An 18,738-nucleotide genomic window follows, 5' to 3' on the forward strand; every position below is an offset into this window, starting at 1 on the left:
GCTATTCCTCCTTTTGTACCGTTTGAGCAATAGGTATGGTAAAACCAAAAGCGCTTCCCTCTCCCACCTTGCTCTTGACCCAAACTTTTCCGTTGTGCAGTTCAATTATGTGTTTAACGATAGCAAGTCCAAGTCCAGTACCTCCCAATTCCCGGGAACGAGCCTTGTCAACCCGGTAAAAACGCTCAAAAATCCGTTTTTGACTTTCTTCGGGAATACCAATTCCCGTATCCTTTACCACAACCTCTACCCACGACCCCTTGACGGCAGCTGTAACTTCTATCTTTCCTCCGGCAGGGGTGTATTTTATTGCATTATCAATAAGGTTAATTAAAACCTGGCTGATCATATCGCCATCGGCCAGTACTAAAGGTAAATTTTCCGGAAGGGAAATGATAAAGCTTAATTCTTTTTCTTCCAAACGACTTTTAAACAAAAGCTTCATTTTTTGGATTAATTCCTGAAGCATTAGCGGTTTCGGAGCAAAATCCACCTTTTTGGCTTCAATCTTGGAAAGGCTTAACAAATCATCAATTAACCGGGTCAACCTTTCGGTTTCACTGTTCATTATCTGAAGAAAATGTTTGGCAATGGTTTTATCTTCCAACGCTCCATCCAATAAAGTTTCCAAAAAACCCTTAATGGAGGTTAGCGGCGTTCTTAATTCGTGGGAAACATTGGCAATAAATTCACTCCGCATTTTCTCTAACTTTCGTTCTTCAGTAATATCATCAAAAACTGCTACAAGACCAACCTTTTGGTCGTGTTCATCTTTTAACGGTGTTACGTGAATTAAGATGGTCTTGGAATTTGGCAGTAAAAATTCTATTTCCCGGGTCATTTCTTTTAAATTGGCCAGAGCTTCCTTTAAAAATTTTTCCAATTCGTAGTTTCTGATTACTTCCAAGAGAGGCTTGGGCTCCCCGGTAAAGTTTAACTTCCCGAAGAGATTTTCCAAACCTTTATTTACTAAAATAACTCTCCCGTCCCGGTCCAATACCATAACCCCGGCTTTAATTCCGGCTAAAATTGCCGTAAGTCTTTTTTCTCCTTCGTTAATAGCTCTTTTGCAGTTTTCCAGCTGTTCAATCAAGTGGTTTACATTATCAACAATTTTCCCCAGTTCCTTATCATTATAATAGCTTACCTTGAAATACTGGCCCTGCCGCCATTTTGAGGTAAATTCTTCTAATAACTTAAATTTGTTATTAACTTCTTTAATAAATGCTCCAAAAATTATATATCCCAGTGCAGCAAGAAAAATCCCTTCCAAAATTGAAAGCAATTTTCCTTCAACCAGAAAAAGGATTATTAAATTAACAAGAAACAGCAGTAACAGGCCAATTTCCATTCTCATTTCTTTTCCTCACCGAACCGGTAACCCACTCCCCGAACGGTTTCGATGTAAACCGGATCTGCCGGATTATCTTCTATCTTTTGTCGTATATGACGAATATGAACATCCACCGTCCGGGTATCTCCCAAAAACTCGTAACCCCATATTTTCTCTAAAAGATATTCCCGGGTAAATACTTTACCGGGATTACTGGCTAAAAGCTTTAAAAGCTCAAACTCTTTAGGAGTAAAATCCATTTTTTTGCCCTTAACGTAAACAGCAAATTTTTCCTGATCTATGACAATATCTTTAATTTTGATAATCCCCTCTTTCTTCCCCTCTCTTCCTTCCAAACGTCTGAGTCTTGCTTTGACCCTGGCTACCAGTTCCCGGGGAGAAAAGGGCTTCACCATATAATCATCGGCCCCTAACTCTAAGCCCAGGATTTTATCCACTTCCTCCCCGCGGGCGCTTAACATGATAATTGGTATTTCCGCTGTTTTTTCATTGTTCCTGATATTTTTACATACTTCCAAACCACTCATTCCGGGAAGCATAATATCAAGGATAACTAAATCCGGAAGCTCTTTTTTTACAATCTCAAGGGCTCTTATACCATCATAAGCTTCCAAAACTTTATAACCTTCCCGCTCCAGGTTGAACTTTATTAGCTCCACAATTGGAGCTTCATCATCCACCACTAAAATTTTCATAACCTACCTCCCTTTTTATAATCCCGGCAGCCATACGCCCGGTTACGCCCCCATCTCTGCGGTAAGAAAAAAATAAGTCAGGATTACAGGACGTGCAAAGATTTAAAATCTCAATTTTTTGCTGCTGAATACCAGCTTTAATTAATATTTCGGAATTTATCTCCCAGAGATTTAAAAAGTATTTCCCCTCTTTTTTTATCACTCCCTTGGGATAGCCCCGGTCAAGAAAACTCTGGGCAACCTCATCGCCCACTTCATAACAGCACGGTCCAATTGCCGGCCCGATACCGCAAATAATATTTTGCGGTTTTGCCCCTAAGGAAGTTAAAGTATAAACCATTTTTGCCCCAATTTCCGTTAACGTACCCCGCCACCCGGCATGGGCTACCCCTAAAATAAAAGGATCAGGCGAAAAAAAGTACAACGGCACGCAGTCGGCATAAAACGTTAAAAGTCCAAGGTTTTTTTCCCTAGTAATTAAGCCGTCGGTCTTTTTTACCGCCGAATCCAGTTGTTCCATACCCCGTCCGCCATCAGCATGGTCTACAAGGGCAATATTTGTACCATGTACTTGCTCCGCTGCTACAAAATTTTTTAAATCTAAATCCCAAACAGCGGCTAAAAGTTCGCGGTTTTTTATTACAGCCTTTTGTTCATCACCCACGTGGAGGGCTAAATTAAAACTTTGATAAGGTCCTGAACTTTGCCCCCCAGGGCGCGTGGTGAAAAAAGCATCAATACCAAAATCCTGAAATTTTTTAAAGAAAAAAAGCTTTAAGCCTTTTCTTTCTTTTAATAAAAACTCCATCAACTTTCTAACTCCTTAACTAATTTTTCCACTAAATCTCTGGCTTTCTCCGTTAATTGTTTAGCTTTCAATAAAGTAATTACTTTATCGATTAATACTTCTTCCGATTTTCCGGGTAAGTTTGCAAGTAAAGATATTGTTTCCTGGTAACGGGGAAGGTAACACGGTATCCGATATTTTTCTTCAATTAACTTTTTTAAATTTAGCCGGGCCTCGTCTTCCCCGTGAACCAGGTAAATTTGCGCAGGTTTTTGGCTAAACTTTCCGATAAACGCCAGTAATTCCCTCTGATCGGCATGGGCCGATAAACCATCATAGTGGTAAACTTCCGCTTTAACGGCAATCTCCTCACCCATAATTTTAACCACTTTTGCTCCATCTAACAACTTTCGCCCCAGGGTATCCTGAGCTTGATAGCCAACCAACAATACCGCCGACTCCGGCCGCCATAAATTATGTTTTAAATGATGGCGTATCCGGCCCGCATCGGCCATACCTGAAGCAGATATAATAATAGCCCGGCTAATGTTATTAAGCTTTACCGAATCTTCCTGGCTTACCGAAAAATGAAGGCCTGGAAAGGCAAGGGGATCATCTCCCCGGTTAAGTTTTTCTTTGTACTCTTCATTAAAAAACATCGGATATTTTTTGAAAAGCTTGGTAATTTCCACCGCCAAAGGGCTATCGATGTATACATCTATTGGAGGTACTTCCTTATTTTCCACTAAGTCGTTTAAAATATAAATTAAATCCTGGGTCCGCTCCATAGCAAAAGCCGGAATAATTAAATTGCCGTTTCTCCTATAAACTTTTTCAATTAAAGATTTTAAAAGAGTTTTTAAATCTCCTTCCTCGGAACGAACCCGGTCACCATACGTACTTTCTAAAACTAAAATATCGGTCAAAGGAACTTTTTGCGGTTCTTTCATAAAAGGCCTGCCATTTCGGCCTAAATCGCCGGTAAACAAAATAGTTCTGGTAGCGTCCTGCCCTTTATATGCAATTTTTATCATAGCCGAACCTAAAATGTGTCCGGCATCAAAAAAAGTAACTTCTAAACCAGGTAAGGGAGTAAAGGGTGTTTCCAAAGGTACTTTTTGAAAATATGCCAAAGCATTAAATGCATCGTCAGCGGTATAAATCGGCTGTAATTCCGGCTTACCTGCCCGTCTTAGTTTTCTGTTTTTTCTCTCCACTTCCATTTCCTGCACATGTCCGCTATCGGGGAGCATTACCGTCGCTAAATCCACCGTCGGTTCCGTCGCATAAATGGTTCCCTTAAAACCTTTTTTTACAAGCTTAGGAATTAACCCGGAATGGTCGATATGGGCATGGGTTAAAAGAATAAACTCGATTTCCCATGGATTAAAAGGAAATTCGCCGTAATTTCTTTCCTTTATCGCTTTGGGGCCTTGAAAAAGCCCGCAATCCACCAAAAACTTGCGCCCGGCAACGTTAAATAGGTAGCACGAGCCGGTAACTGTATCAGCGGCACCGAAAAAAGTTAATTCCATTTTACTCCCCCAATCTTCTTTTTTTCTATATTACTCTTGAATTTTGGGAGTGTAAAGAAAAAAAAAGAGTAAATTTCAACAATTTACTCCCATTTCACTTCAACTATTTGCTTTTGTAAAAAACTCTTTTTTAAGTCAATAAACCTCTGATTCGACGAACCTCTAAAAGGTAAAGTAAAAGTTTTAAGTTCCTTGATAAAGGGCCCATCTACCAGGTAATCGGCAGCTTTTAACAATTCTAAAATTTCCGGTTGATGTTGTCCAATTTGCATTAACTCCTCAAAGGTATAACCGGTATAAATAACAGTATTTTTGCCAAGAACAGAAGTTTTTTGTACCAAATCAATTAAGTTTTTAGCCTGTAAAAACGGCTCACCCCCGGAAATGGTTAACCCTGCTAAGAGAGGATTTTCCTTGATTTGTTCAAAAATTAGTTCGCTTTCTAATTCATAGCCCCCGGAAACATCCCAGGTTTCCGGATTATGACAACCATCACACCGGTGAGGGCAACCCTGCGTATAAACCACCAGACGTAACCCCGGACCGTCCGTTACACTTTCCCTGGTAATACCTGCTACCTTTAGTTTCGCCATTATAACACCCCGTGGGGTCTACGGTCGTAAAGTTCGGCCAATTTGGCATCGTTAAAACGGTCTACCGTACTTAAATAACCGGTAATCCTTCTAACCCGCCTAATCTGTCCCTCACCGCAGGCTGGACAAAGGTCATCAATCACCCCTAAAAAGCCACAGTTTTCGCAAAAATCAAGGGGATAGTTAATTCCCGCATATCCCATGTCGTTTTTTGCCATATGTCTTATAACCGCTTCCAAAGCTTCAACGTTATTTAAGGGAGGAGCGGAAAACTCTACATAGCTAATGTGCCCACCGTTGCAGTACTTGTGATACGGTCCCTCAATTTCTATCTTTCTAAATATTTCAATGGGATACGCTACCGGCACATGAAAAGAGTTAGTGTAGTATTGCTTATCGGTAACTCCGGGTATCACCCCAAATTCTTTTCGGTCCAAAGCCGTAAATCGCCCGGATAAACCTTCCGCGGGGGTTGCCAGCAAGGCAAAGTTAAGGTCCGTTTCCTCACAAAACTCATCCACCTTTTCCCGCATAGCTTTTACTATTTTGAGGCCCAGTTCCTGAGCTTCCTCACTTTCTCCGTGATGTTTTCCGGTAAGTAAAATTAAGGTTTCCGCAAGACCGATAAAGCCTATCGAAAATGTCCCATGCACAATTGCCGGTAAAATTGAATCTTCCGGTCCCAAATTTTCGGAACCCAAATAAATTTTTTGCCCCATGATAAAAGGTAAATCCTTTACCTTTAAATTTTTTAAAACGGAAAGCCGGTGAAGGAGCTGCTGTTTTCCCATTTCCATAAGCCAGAATAGTTCCTGCCAAAAAACTTCAAGGTTACCCCTGGCTTTAATGGCAAGCCGGGGTAGATTTAAGGTAACCGCAGCAATGTTCCCCCGCCGTTCGGTAACCTCCGGTCCCTTCCGGTTGGCCATAACCCTGGTACGACAGCCCATATAACTTACCTGGTCGCCGTACTTCTGATTAAAGCTACTGTCCATAAAACTAAAAGTTGGATTTAGCCTTTTAGCGGCAACCCTTAATGCAAGTTGAAAAAGATCGTAATTGGGGTCACCCGGCTCAAAGTTAACGCCTTTTTTCAGACGAAAAATTATATTGGGAAAAATGGGATTTTCGCCCCGGCCAAGCCCTCTTTCGTAGGCCAGTAAAAAATTTCTCGTAACTTTGCGACCCGCCTCGCTGGTGTCGGTGCCCAGATTTATACTGCTAAAGACTACCTGATTTCCTGCCCGGCTGTGCATGCTGTTTAAATTATAGATAAATGCCTCCATCGCCTGGAAAATCTCTTCCTCCGGCGCCTGACCCATAAAGGCTGCCATATCCCGGTCGAAAAACGGAAAGCTCTGCCCGCCGTACATGTCATTTTGAGCACTCTGCAACACAATGGCCGCCAGGGCCGCCGCACTACCCGGACGCTTTGGCGGTCTTATATAGCCATGTCCATTATTAAAGCCTTTTTCTAAAATTTCCTTTAAGGGATGCTGGAGGCAGTTTATGGTTTTGGCATAATAATCTAAATCGTGGATGTGGTAATCGCCCCGCTTATGTAACAGCGCCAGTTCTTCGGGAATTAGCCGGGAAAGGTAGTAATGTTTGGAGGCTGCACTGGCTATTTGGTACATTTTGGCCGCCGGCGAGTGCCCGATATTGGCGTTTTCCCGGCTGGTTTCCACCAAGATTTCCGCCACGGTATCCATTAATTCCGATTTGCCTTCCCGAATCGCCGTTCTTTTTGCCCGGTAGAGAATATACGCCTTGGCCGTTTTCGCATGGCCGTTTTCAATTAAAATTTTTTCCACCGCATCCTGGACATCTTCCACGTTAAAAAGATTTCCGTTATATTTTGCTTTTAAATAGCCGAGGACCTGTAAGGTCAATTTTAAAGCCGTTTCCCGATCTTCTCCTCCCACCGCCCGGGCTGCTTTAAAAATTGCTTCGGTTATTTTATTAGGGTCAAAAGGCACTACCCTACCGTCCCGTTTGATAATCTCTTTAAACATTTATGAATTCTCTCCCCCGTTTAACAATTTCTTTAACTCTTCTAAAAAAGAATTAACATCTTTAAACTGCCGGTATACCGAGGCAAAGCGAACATACGCTACTTCATCAAGTTTCTTTAACCGGCTCATGACCATTTCCCCAATTTCCAAACTTGTAACCTCCTGCTCTAATCTGTTTTTTAGTTCCCTCTCAATCTCCTCAGCTATTTCTAAAAGCTTGCTCTCGGCAATAGGCCTTTTTTCGCACGCCTTTAATAAGCCCGTGTAAATTTTGTGTTTATCAAATAGTTGCTTGCTGCCATCTTTTTTAACCACAATTAACGGCCGGTCATCCAAACGTTCATAGGTGGTAAATCTTTTGCTGCAGTTTTCACATTCCCGGCGCCTTTTAATGGCAAAACCATCCTCCGCTGCCCGGGTATCTATCACCCGGGTATTTTCGTTACCGCAAAAAGGACACCTCAAATTCCTCCCACCACCCTATATTTTGTGTTCAATCTAATTATATACTACTATATCTTGTGTGGTCAAGGAAATAAAAGGCAAAAAAATAACCCCAGGGCATACCAGCCTGAGGTTTTAGCGGGACGGTATTTCAACAAAATTGGGAAGGTCCACCAGAATTACATCTATTCCAATTTTTTTTATCGCCGACCAGGGAATAAACACATCATCATTCCGCGCCCAAAAATTCCAGCTCCGGGTAGCTACCGGTATGATTAAGCCATTAATCTTACCCCTCTCTAAATCCAGATCAATATCTTTAATTAGCCCGAGCCGCCGTCCGTCCGCAACGTTAATTACTTCACGATATTTCAATTCCGAAAGCCTTAACATAAAAACACCCCCGGCCTGGTAAATTATATGCCGGAGGCCTTGAAAATTACCCTTTTTTTATTGTTTTTTTGAACTTCTTAATGAAAAGGGACTTCAAGTAATAACTTTTTACGTGCGAAGGTTCGATTCGTCCCCAATCGGCAAAACAAAGGCGGGGATAAAGAATGCACCACCAGTTATGCCCCTCGGCTTTGCCGATTTTTATTCTTAAAGCATCGTAATAGCCGGCAGGTACCAGATATTCACCATAAGAGCGCTCGGAAAAATAAAACTTTCCCATCTCCACTTTTATCCCAATATCTTTTCCCTGAGTTTTAAGGTAATTCTGGGCCACAGCATTGATGTGGGGCAGTTCATTTTTTATAACATTTAACGCATCCTCGCGCCTTTTTACCGTTTTTAATCTGGGATATAAATACGTTAATACTTCATCCCTTACCCTTAATTTTAGCTCCTGGTCAGCGGGGTTATCGCTGGCAGCAATTACATGAAAACGGATAATATCGTTCTCCACCACTTTGGGCATTATCTCCCCTTTATAGGAAAAGGAACCAAAAATTAAACTTGCCCCCAAAAATAAAACTCCTAAAGCGCAAATTCTTTTCAGACCTACTCCTCCCTCAAACAAATTTTCTTAAATGATTTAAGGCTGCTTTTTCCAACCTTGAGACCTGGGCCTGGGAAATACCGATTTCTTCGGCCACCTCCATCTGGGTTTTACCTTCATAAAATCGCAATTTTAAAATAAGCCTTTCCCTTTCATTTAACCGTTCTAAAGCTTCTTTTAAAGCTATCCCTTGAAGCCAGTTATGGTCGGTATTTTTTTCGTCCTTGATTTGATCCATAACAAATATGGGATCGCCGCCGTCCTGGTAAATCGGTTCGAAAAGAGAAACCGGATCTTGAATAGCATCTAAGGCAAAAACTACCTCTTCCTGCGGAACTTTTAACTCCTGGGCAATTTCACTTACGGTAGGCTCCCGGGAAAAACGTCCGACCAAATTATCCCGTACCTGGAGAGCTTTATAAGCGACATCCCTTAAAGACCGGCTTACCCTTATGGGATTATTATCCCGCAAATACCGGCGAATTTCGCCAATAATCATCGGCACCGCGTAGGTTGAAAATTTAACATTTTGCTCCAAATCAAAGTTATCAATGGCTTTAATAAGCCCGATGCACCCTACTTGAAAAAGGTCATCCACATACTCCCCGCGATTGGTAAATCTTTGAATTATGCTTAAAACAAGTCTCAAGTTACCCGAAATAAGTTTTTGCCTTGCCTCCATATCCCCTTCTTTAACCTTAAGGAAAAGTTTTTTCATTTCCTGGTTGGTTAGTACCGGCAGTTTGGAAGTATTAACTCCGCAAATCTCGACTTTGTTGGATTGCATCGCGGTCACCCCATTAGTCGGAGTTTTGACCTACCGTTATGATTATTGCCCTGGGTTTTTCCTTTTATACTGGAAAAAAATAAAAAATCCGGCAAAACGCCGGAACTTATTCCATCCGAATTATTTCTTTTTTAAGCCGTTTTAAAATTTTTTTCTCAAGTCTTGAGATATATGATTGGGAAATTCCCAGTAAATCCGCCACTTCTTTCTGGGTTCGTTCGTAACCATCGGTAAGTCCAAATCTCAATTCCATAATCTTTCGTTCTCGCTGGTTTAGCTTGGAAAGGGCAACTTTAAGAAGCTTTTTCTCCACCTCATCTTCCATAACCTTATAAATGATATCTCCTTCAGTTCCTAACACATCCGAAAGCAAAAGTTCATTCCCATCCCAATCAACGTTTAAAGGTTCATCAAAGGAAACTTCCAAGCGAATTTTGCTGTTCCTTCTTAAGTACATTAAAATCTCGTTTTCAATGCACCGGGAAGCATAAGTGGCAAGTTTAATTTTTTTTTCCGGATTAAAGGTATTTACCGCTTTTATCAAACCAATCGTTCCTATCGAAACCAGGTCCTCAATATTTACCCCGGTATTTTCAAATTTCCGGGCTATGTATACAACCAAGCGCAAGTTTCTTTCGATCAACGTTGATTTTGCTGCGGCATCTCCCTGCACCAAAAGCGTCAAAAGAGTATTTTCTTCCTCGCTACTCAAGGGAGGTGGTAGAATATCGTGGCTACCGATATAATAAACCTCTCCCGGACGCTCAAAAAATTTTTTAAATAAATTTTTGAGCCAAAAGAAAAATTTCTTAATAACCATTCCTACCCCTCCCTGTCAAGCCGATTTTAAGATTTCTTCCGAAAGAAGGGCCTGAAATTCGGAATTTAACGATTGAAAGGTTATGGCAACCACCGCTCTCTTAACCCTAATAACTTCGCCTTCCTGCCAGATTTTGAGTTCGTCGGGTATAAAGCCCCAGAAAAACCCCTGCCCCCTCCCAACGCCCCTAAAAGGTATCCTGCGAATAGTCTTGCTTTGAAAAAAGCCAACAGGCAAGATTTTTTTTACCGCCCGATACTCCACCACCACCACCGGCCAGCCCAGTTGCGGGTCATAAAGGCGGTTTCCCGTGTCCAAAAAACTTTGTACCGTAACTTTTTTTCCTGAGTAAACAATCTCCAAGCTAAATCCATACTTTTTCAATCTTACAATCCTCTGGTATTGCTTATAAGCATACTCTCCAATAAAAGCCAGGATTAATGCTGCAAGAAGGAAAAATTCCGGGTAGTATCCGGTGATAATTAAGGCGTGGTATGCACCGTTTAGGAAAAAGAAGGAAGCCAGGGTTAACAAAAAAAGCTTTCCCGCATTGGAAGGAGATTTGGTTAGGAGGTAAGTGGAAAGGAAAAAAACGCAAAAAGCTAAGATTTTTATACCAAAATAAGGCCAGGCTAAATAAACTTCCGCCATAACCGCCCCAACTAAAGAAAAGAAAAGGTTTTTGGCAAAACTTAATTTCAGGTTTAAAACCTTTGCGGCAAAGGTTAAAGCAGCATAACTTAAGATAAAATTTCCCAGAAAGACGGATTCCAAAAAGTAAACCGGCATTTTCCCTTACTCCTTAAAAAAGAAAATGCACTCCACCATCATTATATGAGTTGGAGTGCATTTTTCATGTCAAATTAAAAAACTTTAAATCTATCTTTTAACGACAATCTTTCCTTTGTTCCCCGTGATTATGCCAATCTCGGCAGCCAATACACCTTTTTGTTGAAGTTTTTTAACCAACTCTTCTTTCTTTTCCTGGGAAACGGCCATTAAAAGTCCTCCGGAAGTTTGCGGATCGGCAAGGAACAACTTTTCTTCTTCAGCAAATTCACCGGCAAAATCCAAATGGGGCAGTAAGTAGTTTAAGTTATTTTTGGCCCCACCGGGAAATACCCTCATGCCGGCAAATTCCCATGCCCCTTCAATAGCCGGTATCTTTGTAAGATAAATTTCCGCTCCGAACTCTTCCTGAAGCATTTCCTTTAAATGCCCTAAAAGCCCAAACCCGGTGATATCCGTAGCCGCCGAAACTCCTACCTCTACCATTACTTCGGCGGCCTTATCGTTTAAAGTCTCCATGACCTCCATTACTTTTTTCGCGGTATTTTCAGGCACTATCCCCCGCTTCATTCCGGTAGTTAATACCCCAATTCCCAGGGGTTTTGTTAGAATTAAAGAATCCCCGGGATGAGGAGGGTGATTTTTTACAATTTTATCCGGATGAACCAAACCGCAAACTACCATACCGTATTTGGGCTCCGCATCATCTACCGTATGCCCGCCCAATACCGGTATTCCCGCTTCCCGGGCTTTATCCGCCCCGCCTTTTAGGATAGTAGCTAATATCTCCGGAGGAAGCTTTTTGGGAAAACCCACCACGTTTAACGCAAAAAGCGGTTTGGCCCCCATGGCATAAATATCGCTTAACGAATTGGCCGCGGCAATAACTCCGAAGTAATACGGGTCATCCACCACCGGGGTAAAGTAATCCACGGTAAGAACAATAGCTTGTTCGTCGGATATCCGGTAAACCGCCGCATCATCGGCAGTATTGGTACCAACCAAAGCATTGGAATCATTAATCTCCGGTAAGTAGCGCAAAACTTGCGCCAGAGTCTCGGGACTCATCTTGGCCGCTCACCCGGCACAGCTTACCAACTGGGTCAATTTTACCGCTTCCATTATCTCACCTCCAGCAGTAGCTTATTCCTGTATTTTATTCATTGTATACTGTTATTTTATACCTTTTCCTTTTAAACGGTCAAGCCTGATAATTTCCAATTAAAAGTTTTAAAGCCGGCGCTGATTTAAAAAGTTTCCCGCCAACTTGACAAACATTTAAATCCGAAGAGTACTTAATTTCTACCTCTTTCGTCTCATCCCTGGCATTTTTGGTTTTAATTTTTATAACATAGTTAAAGCTTTCCATGTACCGGGATGGAGCTGCTGTCCCTTCCCTTATACCTTTTACTAATAATTTTATTTCCCGCTCATTTTTTCCCGGCAGTAACTTTTGCTGATGCTTATATTTGTCAGTAATGATCACCATTAAAATTTTTTCGGGATAAAGATTTAAATCAGAAACCTGTTTTTCGACCTCGTTTAAATTTTCTCCCGGGTTATGGTCCCGGAATTTAGCCAAAGGATCTTCTGAAAAGGTTATTGCACTAAAAGTAAAACCCAAGCCCCTCCTGGCCAAAACTGCCCGCTCTTCATACTTTCGTAGTCCCGCCACATCTTTTTTGGTAATCTCCACCACTACCTCGGGATAGTTAAATCCCTTTTCTAAAAAGGTAATTTCTTTTATGGCAAAAGAAAGATAACGGCTATCATCCCAGCTCATAACTTCGGTAAGCTTTTTTTCCAAGTTAACCCTTTCCTTTTGGTTGTTTTTAAATAAAATCCTCCCCACCGCATTAAAATCACCTAAAGTTAAAGCATCGTAATACGCGCTAACGGTTAATAAGGCAGCAACATAAAAATAAAAATAAACCAAAAAAACAACCGAGCAAAGGCTAAAGAGGGCTAAAACTACTTTTTTCAAAAAACTAACCTGGTTCAAAAAACTTGACTGTTTTTATCTTCAGTCAAGTCGGCCCCCGGACCAGGATTTCGCCTCCTTTCCAGATATTTGATTTGCCCTCTGAGGGGCAGGGCGACAGGGGGCCTCGGCCCGGGAGTCCCACCCGGACGGGAGTGCTGCACCGGAAAGACACAACCGGCATGGACCGCTTACGCGGAGAAGTCCAAGCTTCCACCGGATTGTGCTGGCCTTCCGATGGGGATGGGTAACCAGTCCCGCCTCCCGCGTCCTGTTAGGACGCCTACCGGTTTGTCCGACACCGGCTAAACGGGGTCACCGTTAGGACAGGGCGAGCTTTTTGAGATCATGCCAGACGGAGTAATACGCCTCCTGCTGCCAAGGAACAAGCCCGTTATGCTGCAGGAGCTTCCCCTCTAGCCGCCTCAAGCAGGCCCTGACCCCACGGGTCATCCCTCTTCCTTCCCTCGGTGTATAAGGTTTGACCTTACAGGTCAGATTTTGCTTGATTTGGACTACTACTTGTTTAAGTTCTTTCGTTACCCGTTCCTTAAAGTCCATCGCCCGGCGGCCAATAACCAACGCCGCCGCACAGTGCACCGGAACAGCGTAACGCTTCGTATACTTCCAGTAACCTATGGTGGATGTGTGCCGGGCAGGTACGAGCTTTAAGGGAACTCCTTCCTTGACCGCCTTCCTGCACACCGCCTCCACCATTTTGGCAAAGGGAAAGTTTGAAGCCATGCGGTTGAACTTTTTGTTGGTATCCAGCCCATCCTTGCCGAAGTCCAGGTCCTCCAGGACTATGGGTTTGCCCAGAAAGAAGGCTACGTCAGTGATTACCCTAGCCAAAACGCCTATAAGGTAGTCCCGCCGGAAGCTACAAGCATAGGCTAAGTCATGTACTCTGATGTACAGAAAACCATTCGGGTAAGTTATAACCTGAAACTCTCCTTCATACTTGCCCAGGTTGCCGGGGTAAGGGATATTAAAATCTTCCGGCCACGGCTCCGGCTGGCCTGAGGCGTTTACATTGCATAAGGCCACCCCATCAGGGTTGGTGTCCATGGCTAAACAACCTTTAGTAAAGTTGGGCTCCCGCACTCCACCAAGGTCGAACGCCATATACACTATATAGCGGCCCTCCAGGGTACGTATGAGCTCTACTGTGTAGGGCAGCTTCATAGCCAGCCACATCCGCACCAGGTCCCGGTACTTTTCCGGCAGCCACAACCTGCCCTCCACCCTCGGGGCTCGGCTCATCTTCGGGCGGCCAAGGGCGTCTTCGCCTACCTTTTCCGAGAGATGGGAAATGGTCACCGCCAGGTAGAACTCCCCCTCCCGGTAAGTTACCTTTATATTCGGGTTGCCGCCTTTTGTCTCGTCTCCCCGGGAGTAAAGGCGGTTTTTGCGGGATGCTCGCCACTCTTCCTGCGTAGCCCGTCCCTTGCAGACCTTTTTCCAGAGCTTTCTGCCGCCAAAGACTACCTTTGGTATCGTGCCATTCTCTCGGTGGGACTCAAGTTCGGCCAGCTTCTTCTCTAAAGTCACCACCCGGTTGTTCCGCCCCTTGACTGCCAGGTGGAGTTTTTCAACAATGTCCGGGGCATTGCCTTTTTCTTCTGCCTTCGCCAGCTTTCTCATCGCTATGCCGAGTTTCTTTCTCGCCCGGCTCAGCTTGTTTTCCGTCTCCCCAATCTCCAACTCCAGAAGCTCTTTCTGAGAGTCCAGTAAAGCTTGTGCCTTAAGTCTGGCATCGTCCGCGTAGCGGGAGTTGAGTCCGAAGAGTTCCTGCCCCAATTTCTTGATTTCATCTCGGGATGCACCCTCTAATAGCCGGTTGAAGGCCCAACGCTGGCAAGCGCAGAAAAGGCGCATCTCCGTCATAAAAGGGTCTTCCTCACCACGGCTCCATTTCTGTGAGCGGAAGGACGGGTAAACTTCCGGAAAGAACTCCCCACATATCGTCATGCTAAATTTGTCCTTTTTCTGTTTCTTCGACATCTCTTACCAGCTCCCGAAAGCCCTGCCGAATTTTCCTGCCACCCCTCGCACCATACAGCCGGGCTGAAAATGAAGACACTACAGCCAACAAATCCTGGACCAGTTCCGTATGTGCGTCCTCTGGCTCTCTCTGTGAAGTGATTTCTATCTCCACACCGCAGTACTTGAGATGGCGTTCCAAATAGGCATACCCGAAGCGTTCCAGACGGTCGGGATATTCGATGAGCAATTTCTTGAACTCGCCCCTCTCGGCCGCTTTCAGTATACGCTCCAGACCCCGCCGGTTCTGGTTTACACCCGAAGCCACATCTGAATACTCCGCCACTATACGGTATCTTTTTGCTGCTTCTCCAATGGATAAGATTTCCATATTTTTATGGTAGCAAAATAGTTAAGTACAGTCTATTTCAGTATGGTTTCTCGAAGCTGCTGCTATCTTCCTCCATAGAAAAAAAGCCCCCTTTCGGGGAGCGTTTTATCTTCTTCTTAAAAAGGCAGGTATTTCAATTCCAGTATCGCTGTCCAGTGAAGAAAATTCTTTAAAATTAAGCTCCGGTTTAACTTCTTTCCTGGCTACAGGACGGTGGTCAAAACCGGTAGCAATAACCGTTACCCGAACCTCGTCCTGCAAGGTTTCATCAATTCCCGCACCAAAAATAATATTGGCATCGGGATCGGCCGCTTGAGCAATGATATCGGCTGCTTCCTGGACTTCAAACAAGCTTAACGAGGTGCCACCGGTAATGTTTAATAAAACACCCCGGGCGCCTTCAATGGATGTTTCTAAAAGGGGACTGGAAATAGCCTGCCGGGCAGCCTCCACCGCCCGATTATCACCGGAAGCAACACCGATTCCCATTAAAGCCGAACCGGCGTCTTTCATGATAGTTTTAACATCGGCAAAGTCTAAGTTAATTAGGGCAGGCACGGCAATTAAATCCGATATTCCCTGAACACCCTGACGCAAAACGTCATCGGCAATCCTGAAAGCCTCTAACATAGGAGTATTTTTATCAATCACCTGGAGCAAACGGTCATTGGGTATGGTAATTAAAGTATCAACTTTACTCTTTAAATTTTCGATACCCTTTTCCGCCTGCATGGCCCGTTTTTTACCTTCAAAAGTAAAGGGTTTGGTTACCACTCCAACGGTAAGGGCTCCCAATTCTTTAGCAATTTCGGCCACAATGGGAGCTGCTCCGGTTCCCGTTCCACCACCCATTCCCGCAGTGACAAAGACCATATCCGCCCCTTTTAGTGCTGCATACAAATCTTCCCGGTTTTCCTCTGCAGCCTTTTCGCCAATTTCCGGATTTGCTCCGGCACCAAGTCCCTTCGTTAATTTTACACCTATTTGGATGCGCGTGGGGGCTTTGGAAAGCTTTAAAGCCTGGGCATCGGTGTTGACCGCAATAAATTCAACCCCTTTTAAGCCGGACATAATCATCCGATTAACTGCATTACTGCCCCCGCCACCTACCCCAATAACTTTTATCGTTGCATTGTTTTGAAACTCAAGATCAAACTCTAACATCAAATACCCTCCTTAAAAATTTAAAATAATTCACTAAAAAAGGCTTTAATTTTTTGGAAAAGTCCGCTCAAGAAATCTATACCACTGCTTTCTTCCGGTTCCTCCCGATACTGCTTGGCGGCTAAAACCAAAGCGCCAATAGCCGATGCATACCGCGGATTAATTAAATTCACCGGTAAGTTACTTAATCCTTCAGGTACTCCAATCCTCACCGGCAAATCAAAAATTTCCTGAGCTACCTCTTTAATCCCCGGAAGCATGGCTCCTCCACCGGTAATTATCACTCCCCCGGGAAGTAAGCCCGTAAAACCAGAACTCCTTATTTCTTTTAAAGCAAGTTCGAGCATTTCCCTCACTCTTGCTTCAATAATTGCCGCAACCATCTGTTTGGATACTTTTTGTTTTTCGGTACCTCCAACGTTTTCAACCTCTAAGTATTCATCATTTTGCACCAAGCTTGCCAGAGCTGTACCCGCTTCAATTTTAATTTTTTCCGCCACCGCAATAGGAGTTCTAAGACCTATTGCCAAATCGTTGGTAATATACTGGTCACCTACCGGAATAGCGCCGGTAAAAAATAAGCTTCCTTCGCTGTAAATAGCTAAGTCCATCGTTCCCGCACCAATATCAATTAAAAGGCAGCCCAGTTCTTTTTCCGCAGGATATAACACAACTTCTGCACTGGCTAAGATTGCCGGAATAAACTCCAGGACATTTAGCCCTGCTTTACTGGCAACCTTTTGCAGGTTGGCAAAAGTGCTTTGGGCCACGGCAATAATATGGGTCTCAGCCTCTAAACGCGACCCGGTCATCCCTACCGGATCAACCACTCCCGCAAATCCGTCAACGGTATAAAATCTTGGTATGGCTTTTATAATCTTTTTATCCGGCGGTATGGGAACAATTTTGGTGGCGTTTAACACCCGGTTTACATCTTCGGAAGTGATTTCTCTCTCAAGATTGGTAACAGCTACTACGCTTTTATTATTTAAAGAAATTAACGAAGGCGAGGTAAAGCTAACCACTGCTGAAGTAAGGCCGTAACCTACAATTTGTTCTGCCTTTTCCAAAGATGTCTTTATGGCCTTTACAGTTCCATCTATATCCACAATCGCCCCTTTTTTTATTCCGGAACTTGCCGTCTCTCCAACCCCTAAAAGAGTAACCTGACCATCTGCCGCAATTTCGCCGATTAGTGCTACAATTTTCGAACTGCCTACATCCACCACGGCAATCAGTTCTTTTTTGGCCACATTTGTTCCTCCCCTACACAATCTAAGAACATTTATAAAAATAATTCAACACTAAAACCATTTATCCTTTTTAGTATTTTTTATTTTCTAAAATTTTTTGTTTTTCGCTGTCACAAAACTACCTTTTAAGTAGGTGGCGGCGAATTATTGCTAAATTTTGAAAGATCCTCACACCAAAAACAAAAATGGCTGCCGTATAAAGTTCAACCCCCATCCTTTCCCCAATCCAAGCAAGAATTCCCGCCAGTAAAGTATTGCTAAAAAAACCCGTGATAAAGATTACATTATCATAATTGTTTTCCATATTCGCCCGCACTCCGCCAAAAACCGAATCCAGAGCCGCTAAAAGGGCTACCGAAAGATATTTTGAGTAAGCAATTGGAACTCCCAACGGGATTAATAACCCCAAAATTATTCCAATTATTAAACCCACAATTGCTAACCACATTACTTATTTCGCCTCCTGGGGTTTTATATAACTAAATTCCAGATTCTGCTCATAAGGGGGTAAAACAAGTTTATTCTCTTTGGTAATTGTCACTTCCATTTGCCATTCCCGAAAAGTTGCCACAATACCGTTTTCTAAAGAGGTTTTCAATTGTTCCGGATTACCTACAGCTAATATTTCATAGGGCGGATAAATAGCTTTGGTATTAACCACAATTTTATTTCCGGCCATCCGGACTTCCGTTAAAGCCGTAACCCTCTGGCCGTTCACCGCAATTCCTTCAGCTCCGGCAGCTTTTAACTCGTTTAAAAGATTAAAAAGGTCTTCGTCCCGTACATTAAACAACTCCGAGTTATTCCCAAACCCCGGAGGGTTATTTAAAATCACCCGCACCCCTGGACCGTAAGCGGGAGTGGCACCTGCCCAAAAACGATTTTTATTAATTTCAGAAATTAAGGCATCTTCCGCAATTTTTCCGCCCTTTTCTAACATGTTTATTTTTTGACTCAAACTGTTTCTTTCTTCCATTAAACCTTCTATTTCCTCGGTTAAACTTTTCAAACGGGAAGTTAATTCAAAACTCCGTTCCAGGGGAGGAGCATTAACCATTTCCCGGCTAACGCGGATTTGAACTGTCAGTAAAAATCCCAAGATTAAGCTCACCACCAGCATGGTATAAGGAATCTTAATCGTTTTCAT

At 43.2% G+C, this 18,738-nt stretch carries 20 protein-coding genes; all 20 read right to left on the reverse strand.

Annotated elements, in window-relative coordinates:
* Position 1: 1 nt before the first annotated feature.
* The 20 genes from pnpS to CARFE_RS0105125 all read right to left on the reverse strand — a co-directional run bounded on the left by pnpS (position 2) and on the right by CARFE_RS0105125 (position 18,738).
* Positions 2–1,357 carry a two-component system histidine kinase PnpS gene (gene pnpS, locus CARFE_RS0105025; protein WP_028051960.1) on the reverse strand — a complete coding sequence of 452 codons (1,356 nt, stop codon included), beginning with the start codon at positions 1,355–1,357 and terminating at the stop codon, positions 2–4.
* On the reverse strand, positions 1,354–2,049 hold the full coding sequence (locus tag CARFE_RS0105030; RefSeq protein ID WP_011344939.1) for a response regulator transcription factor: 696 nt from the start codon (positions 2,047–2,049) through the stop codon (positions 1,354–1,356). Before CARFE_RS0105030 ends, pnpS begins: the two co-directional genes overlap by 4 nt.
* Positions 2,027–2,857: a peptidoglycan editing factor PgeF gene (gene pgeF / locus CARFE_RS14345; protein WP_034541692.1), complete on the reverse strand. Its 831-nt coding sequence runs from the start codon at positions 2,855–2,857 to the stop codon at positions 2,027–2,029. The genes CARFE_RS0105030 and pgeF overlap by 23 nt, the downstream gene beginning before the upstream one ends.
* Complete coding sequence (locus CARFE_RS0105040) at positions 2,857–4,371, reverse strand: MBL fold metallo-hydrolase RNA specificity domain-containing protein (RefSeq protein WP_028051961.1); 1,515 nt, start codon at positions 4,369–4,371, stop codon at positions 2,857–2,859. The genes pgeF and CARFE_RS0105040 overlap by 1 nt, the downstream gene beginning before the upstream one ends.
* A gap of 83 nt (positions 4,372–4,454) precedes the next feature.
* Complete coding sequence (gene nrdG, locus CARFE_RS0105045; RefSeq protein ID WP_028051962.1) at positions 4,455–4,964, reverse strand: anaerobic ribonucleoside-triphosphate reductase activating protein; 510 nt, start codon at positions 4,962–4,964, stop codon at positions 4,455–4,457.
* Entirely contained in the window at positions 4,964–6,979 is a 2,016-nt protein-coding gene (gene nrdD, locus CARFE_RS0105050) for an anaerobic ribonucleoside-triphosphate reductase (protein WP_028051963.1), read from the reverse strand. Before nrdD ends, nrdG begins: the two co-directional genes overlap by 1 nt.
* Positions 6,980–7,444 carry a transcriptional regulator NrdR gene (gene nrdR, locus CARFE_RS0105055; RefSeq protein ID WP_011344944.1) on the reverse strand — a complete coding sequence of 155 codons (465 nt, stop codon included), beginning with the start codon at positions 7,442–7,444 and terminating at the stop codon, positions 6,980–6,982.
* Positions 7,445–7,558: 114 nt separating this feature from the next.
* On the reverse strand, positions 7,559–7,816 hold the full coding sequence (locus tag CARFE_RS0105060) for a YlmC/YmxH family sporulation protein (RefSeq protein WP_011344945.1): 258 nt from the start codon (positions 7,814–7,816) through the stop codon (positions 7,559–7,561).
* Between the two features lie 46 nt (positions 7,817–7,862).
* On the reverse strand, positions 7,863–8,390 hold the full coding sequence (gene spoIIR, locus CARFE_RS14350) for a stage II sporulation protein R (RefSeq protein ID WP_154652723.1): 528 nt from the start codon (positions 8,388–8,390) through the stop codon (positions 7,863–7,865).
* 46 nt (positions 8,391–8,436) lie between these two features.
* A complete protein-coding gene (sigG, locus tag CARFE_RS0105070) occupies positions 8,437–9,210 on the reverse strand; it encodes an RNA polymerase sporulation sigma factor SigG (RefSeq protein WP_011344947.1) in 774 nt (257 codons plus the stop codon).
* A gap of 106 nt (positions 9,211–9,316) precedes the next feature.
* The gene (sigE, locus tag CARFE_RS0105075) at positions 9,317–10,030 is read right to left on the reverse strand and encodes an RNA polymerase sporulation sigma factor SigE (RefSeq protein ID WP_011344948.1); all 714 of its coding nucleotides are present in this window, start codon (positions 10,028–10,030) and stop codon (positions 9,317–9,319) included.
* A gap of 15 nt (positions 10,031–10,045) precedes the next feature.
* Positions 10,046–10,819 (reverse strand): sigma-E processing peptidase SpoIIGA, encoded by a 774-nt coding sequence (gene spoIIGA / locus CARFE_RS0105080; protein WP_028051964.1) that lies wholly within the window; start codon positions 10,817–10,819, stop codon positions 10,046–10,048.
* A gap of 90 nt (positions 10,820–10,909) precedes the next feature.
* A complete protein-coding gene (gene selD / locus CARFE_RS0105085) occupies positions 10,910–11,941 on the reverse strand; it encodes a selenide, water dikinase SelD (RefSeq protein ID WP_084138786.1) in 1,032 nt (343 codons plus the stop codon).
* Between the two features lie 79 nt (positions 11,942–12,020).
* Positions 12,021–12,803, reverse strand: coding sequence for a hypothetical protein (locus CARFE_RS0105090; protein WP_154652724.1), 783 nt, complete (start codon positions 12,801–12,803; stop codon positions 12,021–12,023).
* Between the two features lie 318 nt (positions 12,804–13,121).
* Positions 13,122–14,804, reverse strand: a complete 1,683-nt coding sequence (locus CARFE_RS0105100; protein ID WP_028051968.1) for an IS200/IS605 family element transposase accessory protein TnpB — start codon at positions 14,802–14,804, stop codon at positions 13,122–13,124.
* The gene (locus tag CARFE_RS14355) at positions 14,773–15,174 is read right to left on the reverse strand and encodes a recombinase family protein (protein WP_245570757.1); all 402 of its coding nucleotides are present in this window, start codon (positions 15,172–15,174) and stop codon (positions 14,773–14,775) included. Before CARFE_RS14355 ends, CARFE_RS0105100 begins: the two co-directional genes overlap by 32 nt.
* Positions 15,175–15,279: 105 nt before the next feature.
* Positions 15,280–16,338, reverse strand: coding sequence for a cell division protein FtsZ (ftsZ, locus tag CARFE_RS0105110; RefSeq protein WP_028051969.1), 1,059 nt, complete (start codon positions 16,336–16,338; stop codon positions 15,280–15,282).
* 20 nt (positions 16,339–16,358) lie between these two features.
* Complete coding sequence (gene ftsA / locus CARFE_RS0105115; protein ID WP_028051970.1) at positions 16,359–17,591, reverse strand: cell division protein FtsA; 1,233 nt, start codon at positions 17,589–17,591, stop codon at positions 16,359–16,361.
* A gap of 118 nt (positions 17,592–17,709) precedes the next feature.
* Positions 17,710–18,039, reverse strand: a complete 330-nt coding sequence (locus CARFE_RS0105120; protein ID WP_011344954.1) for a small basic family protein — start codon at positions 18,037–18,039, stop codon at positions 17,710–17,712.
* A gap of 3 nt (positions 18,040–18,042) precedes the next feature.
* Positions 18,043–18,738, reverse strand: a complete 696-nt coding sequence (locus CARFE_RS0105125) for a DUF881 domain-containing protein (RefSeq protein WP_028051971.1) — start codon at positions 18,736–18,738, stop codon at positions 18,043–18,045.

It is taken from the genome of Carboxydothermus ferrireducens DSM 11255, from assembly GCF_000427565.1.
Classification (GTDB): domain Bacteria; phylum Bacillota; class Z-2901; order Carboxydothermales; family Carboxydothermaceae; genus Carboxydothermus; species Carboxydothermus hydrogenoformans.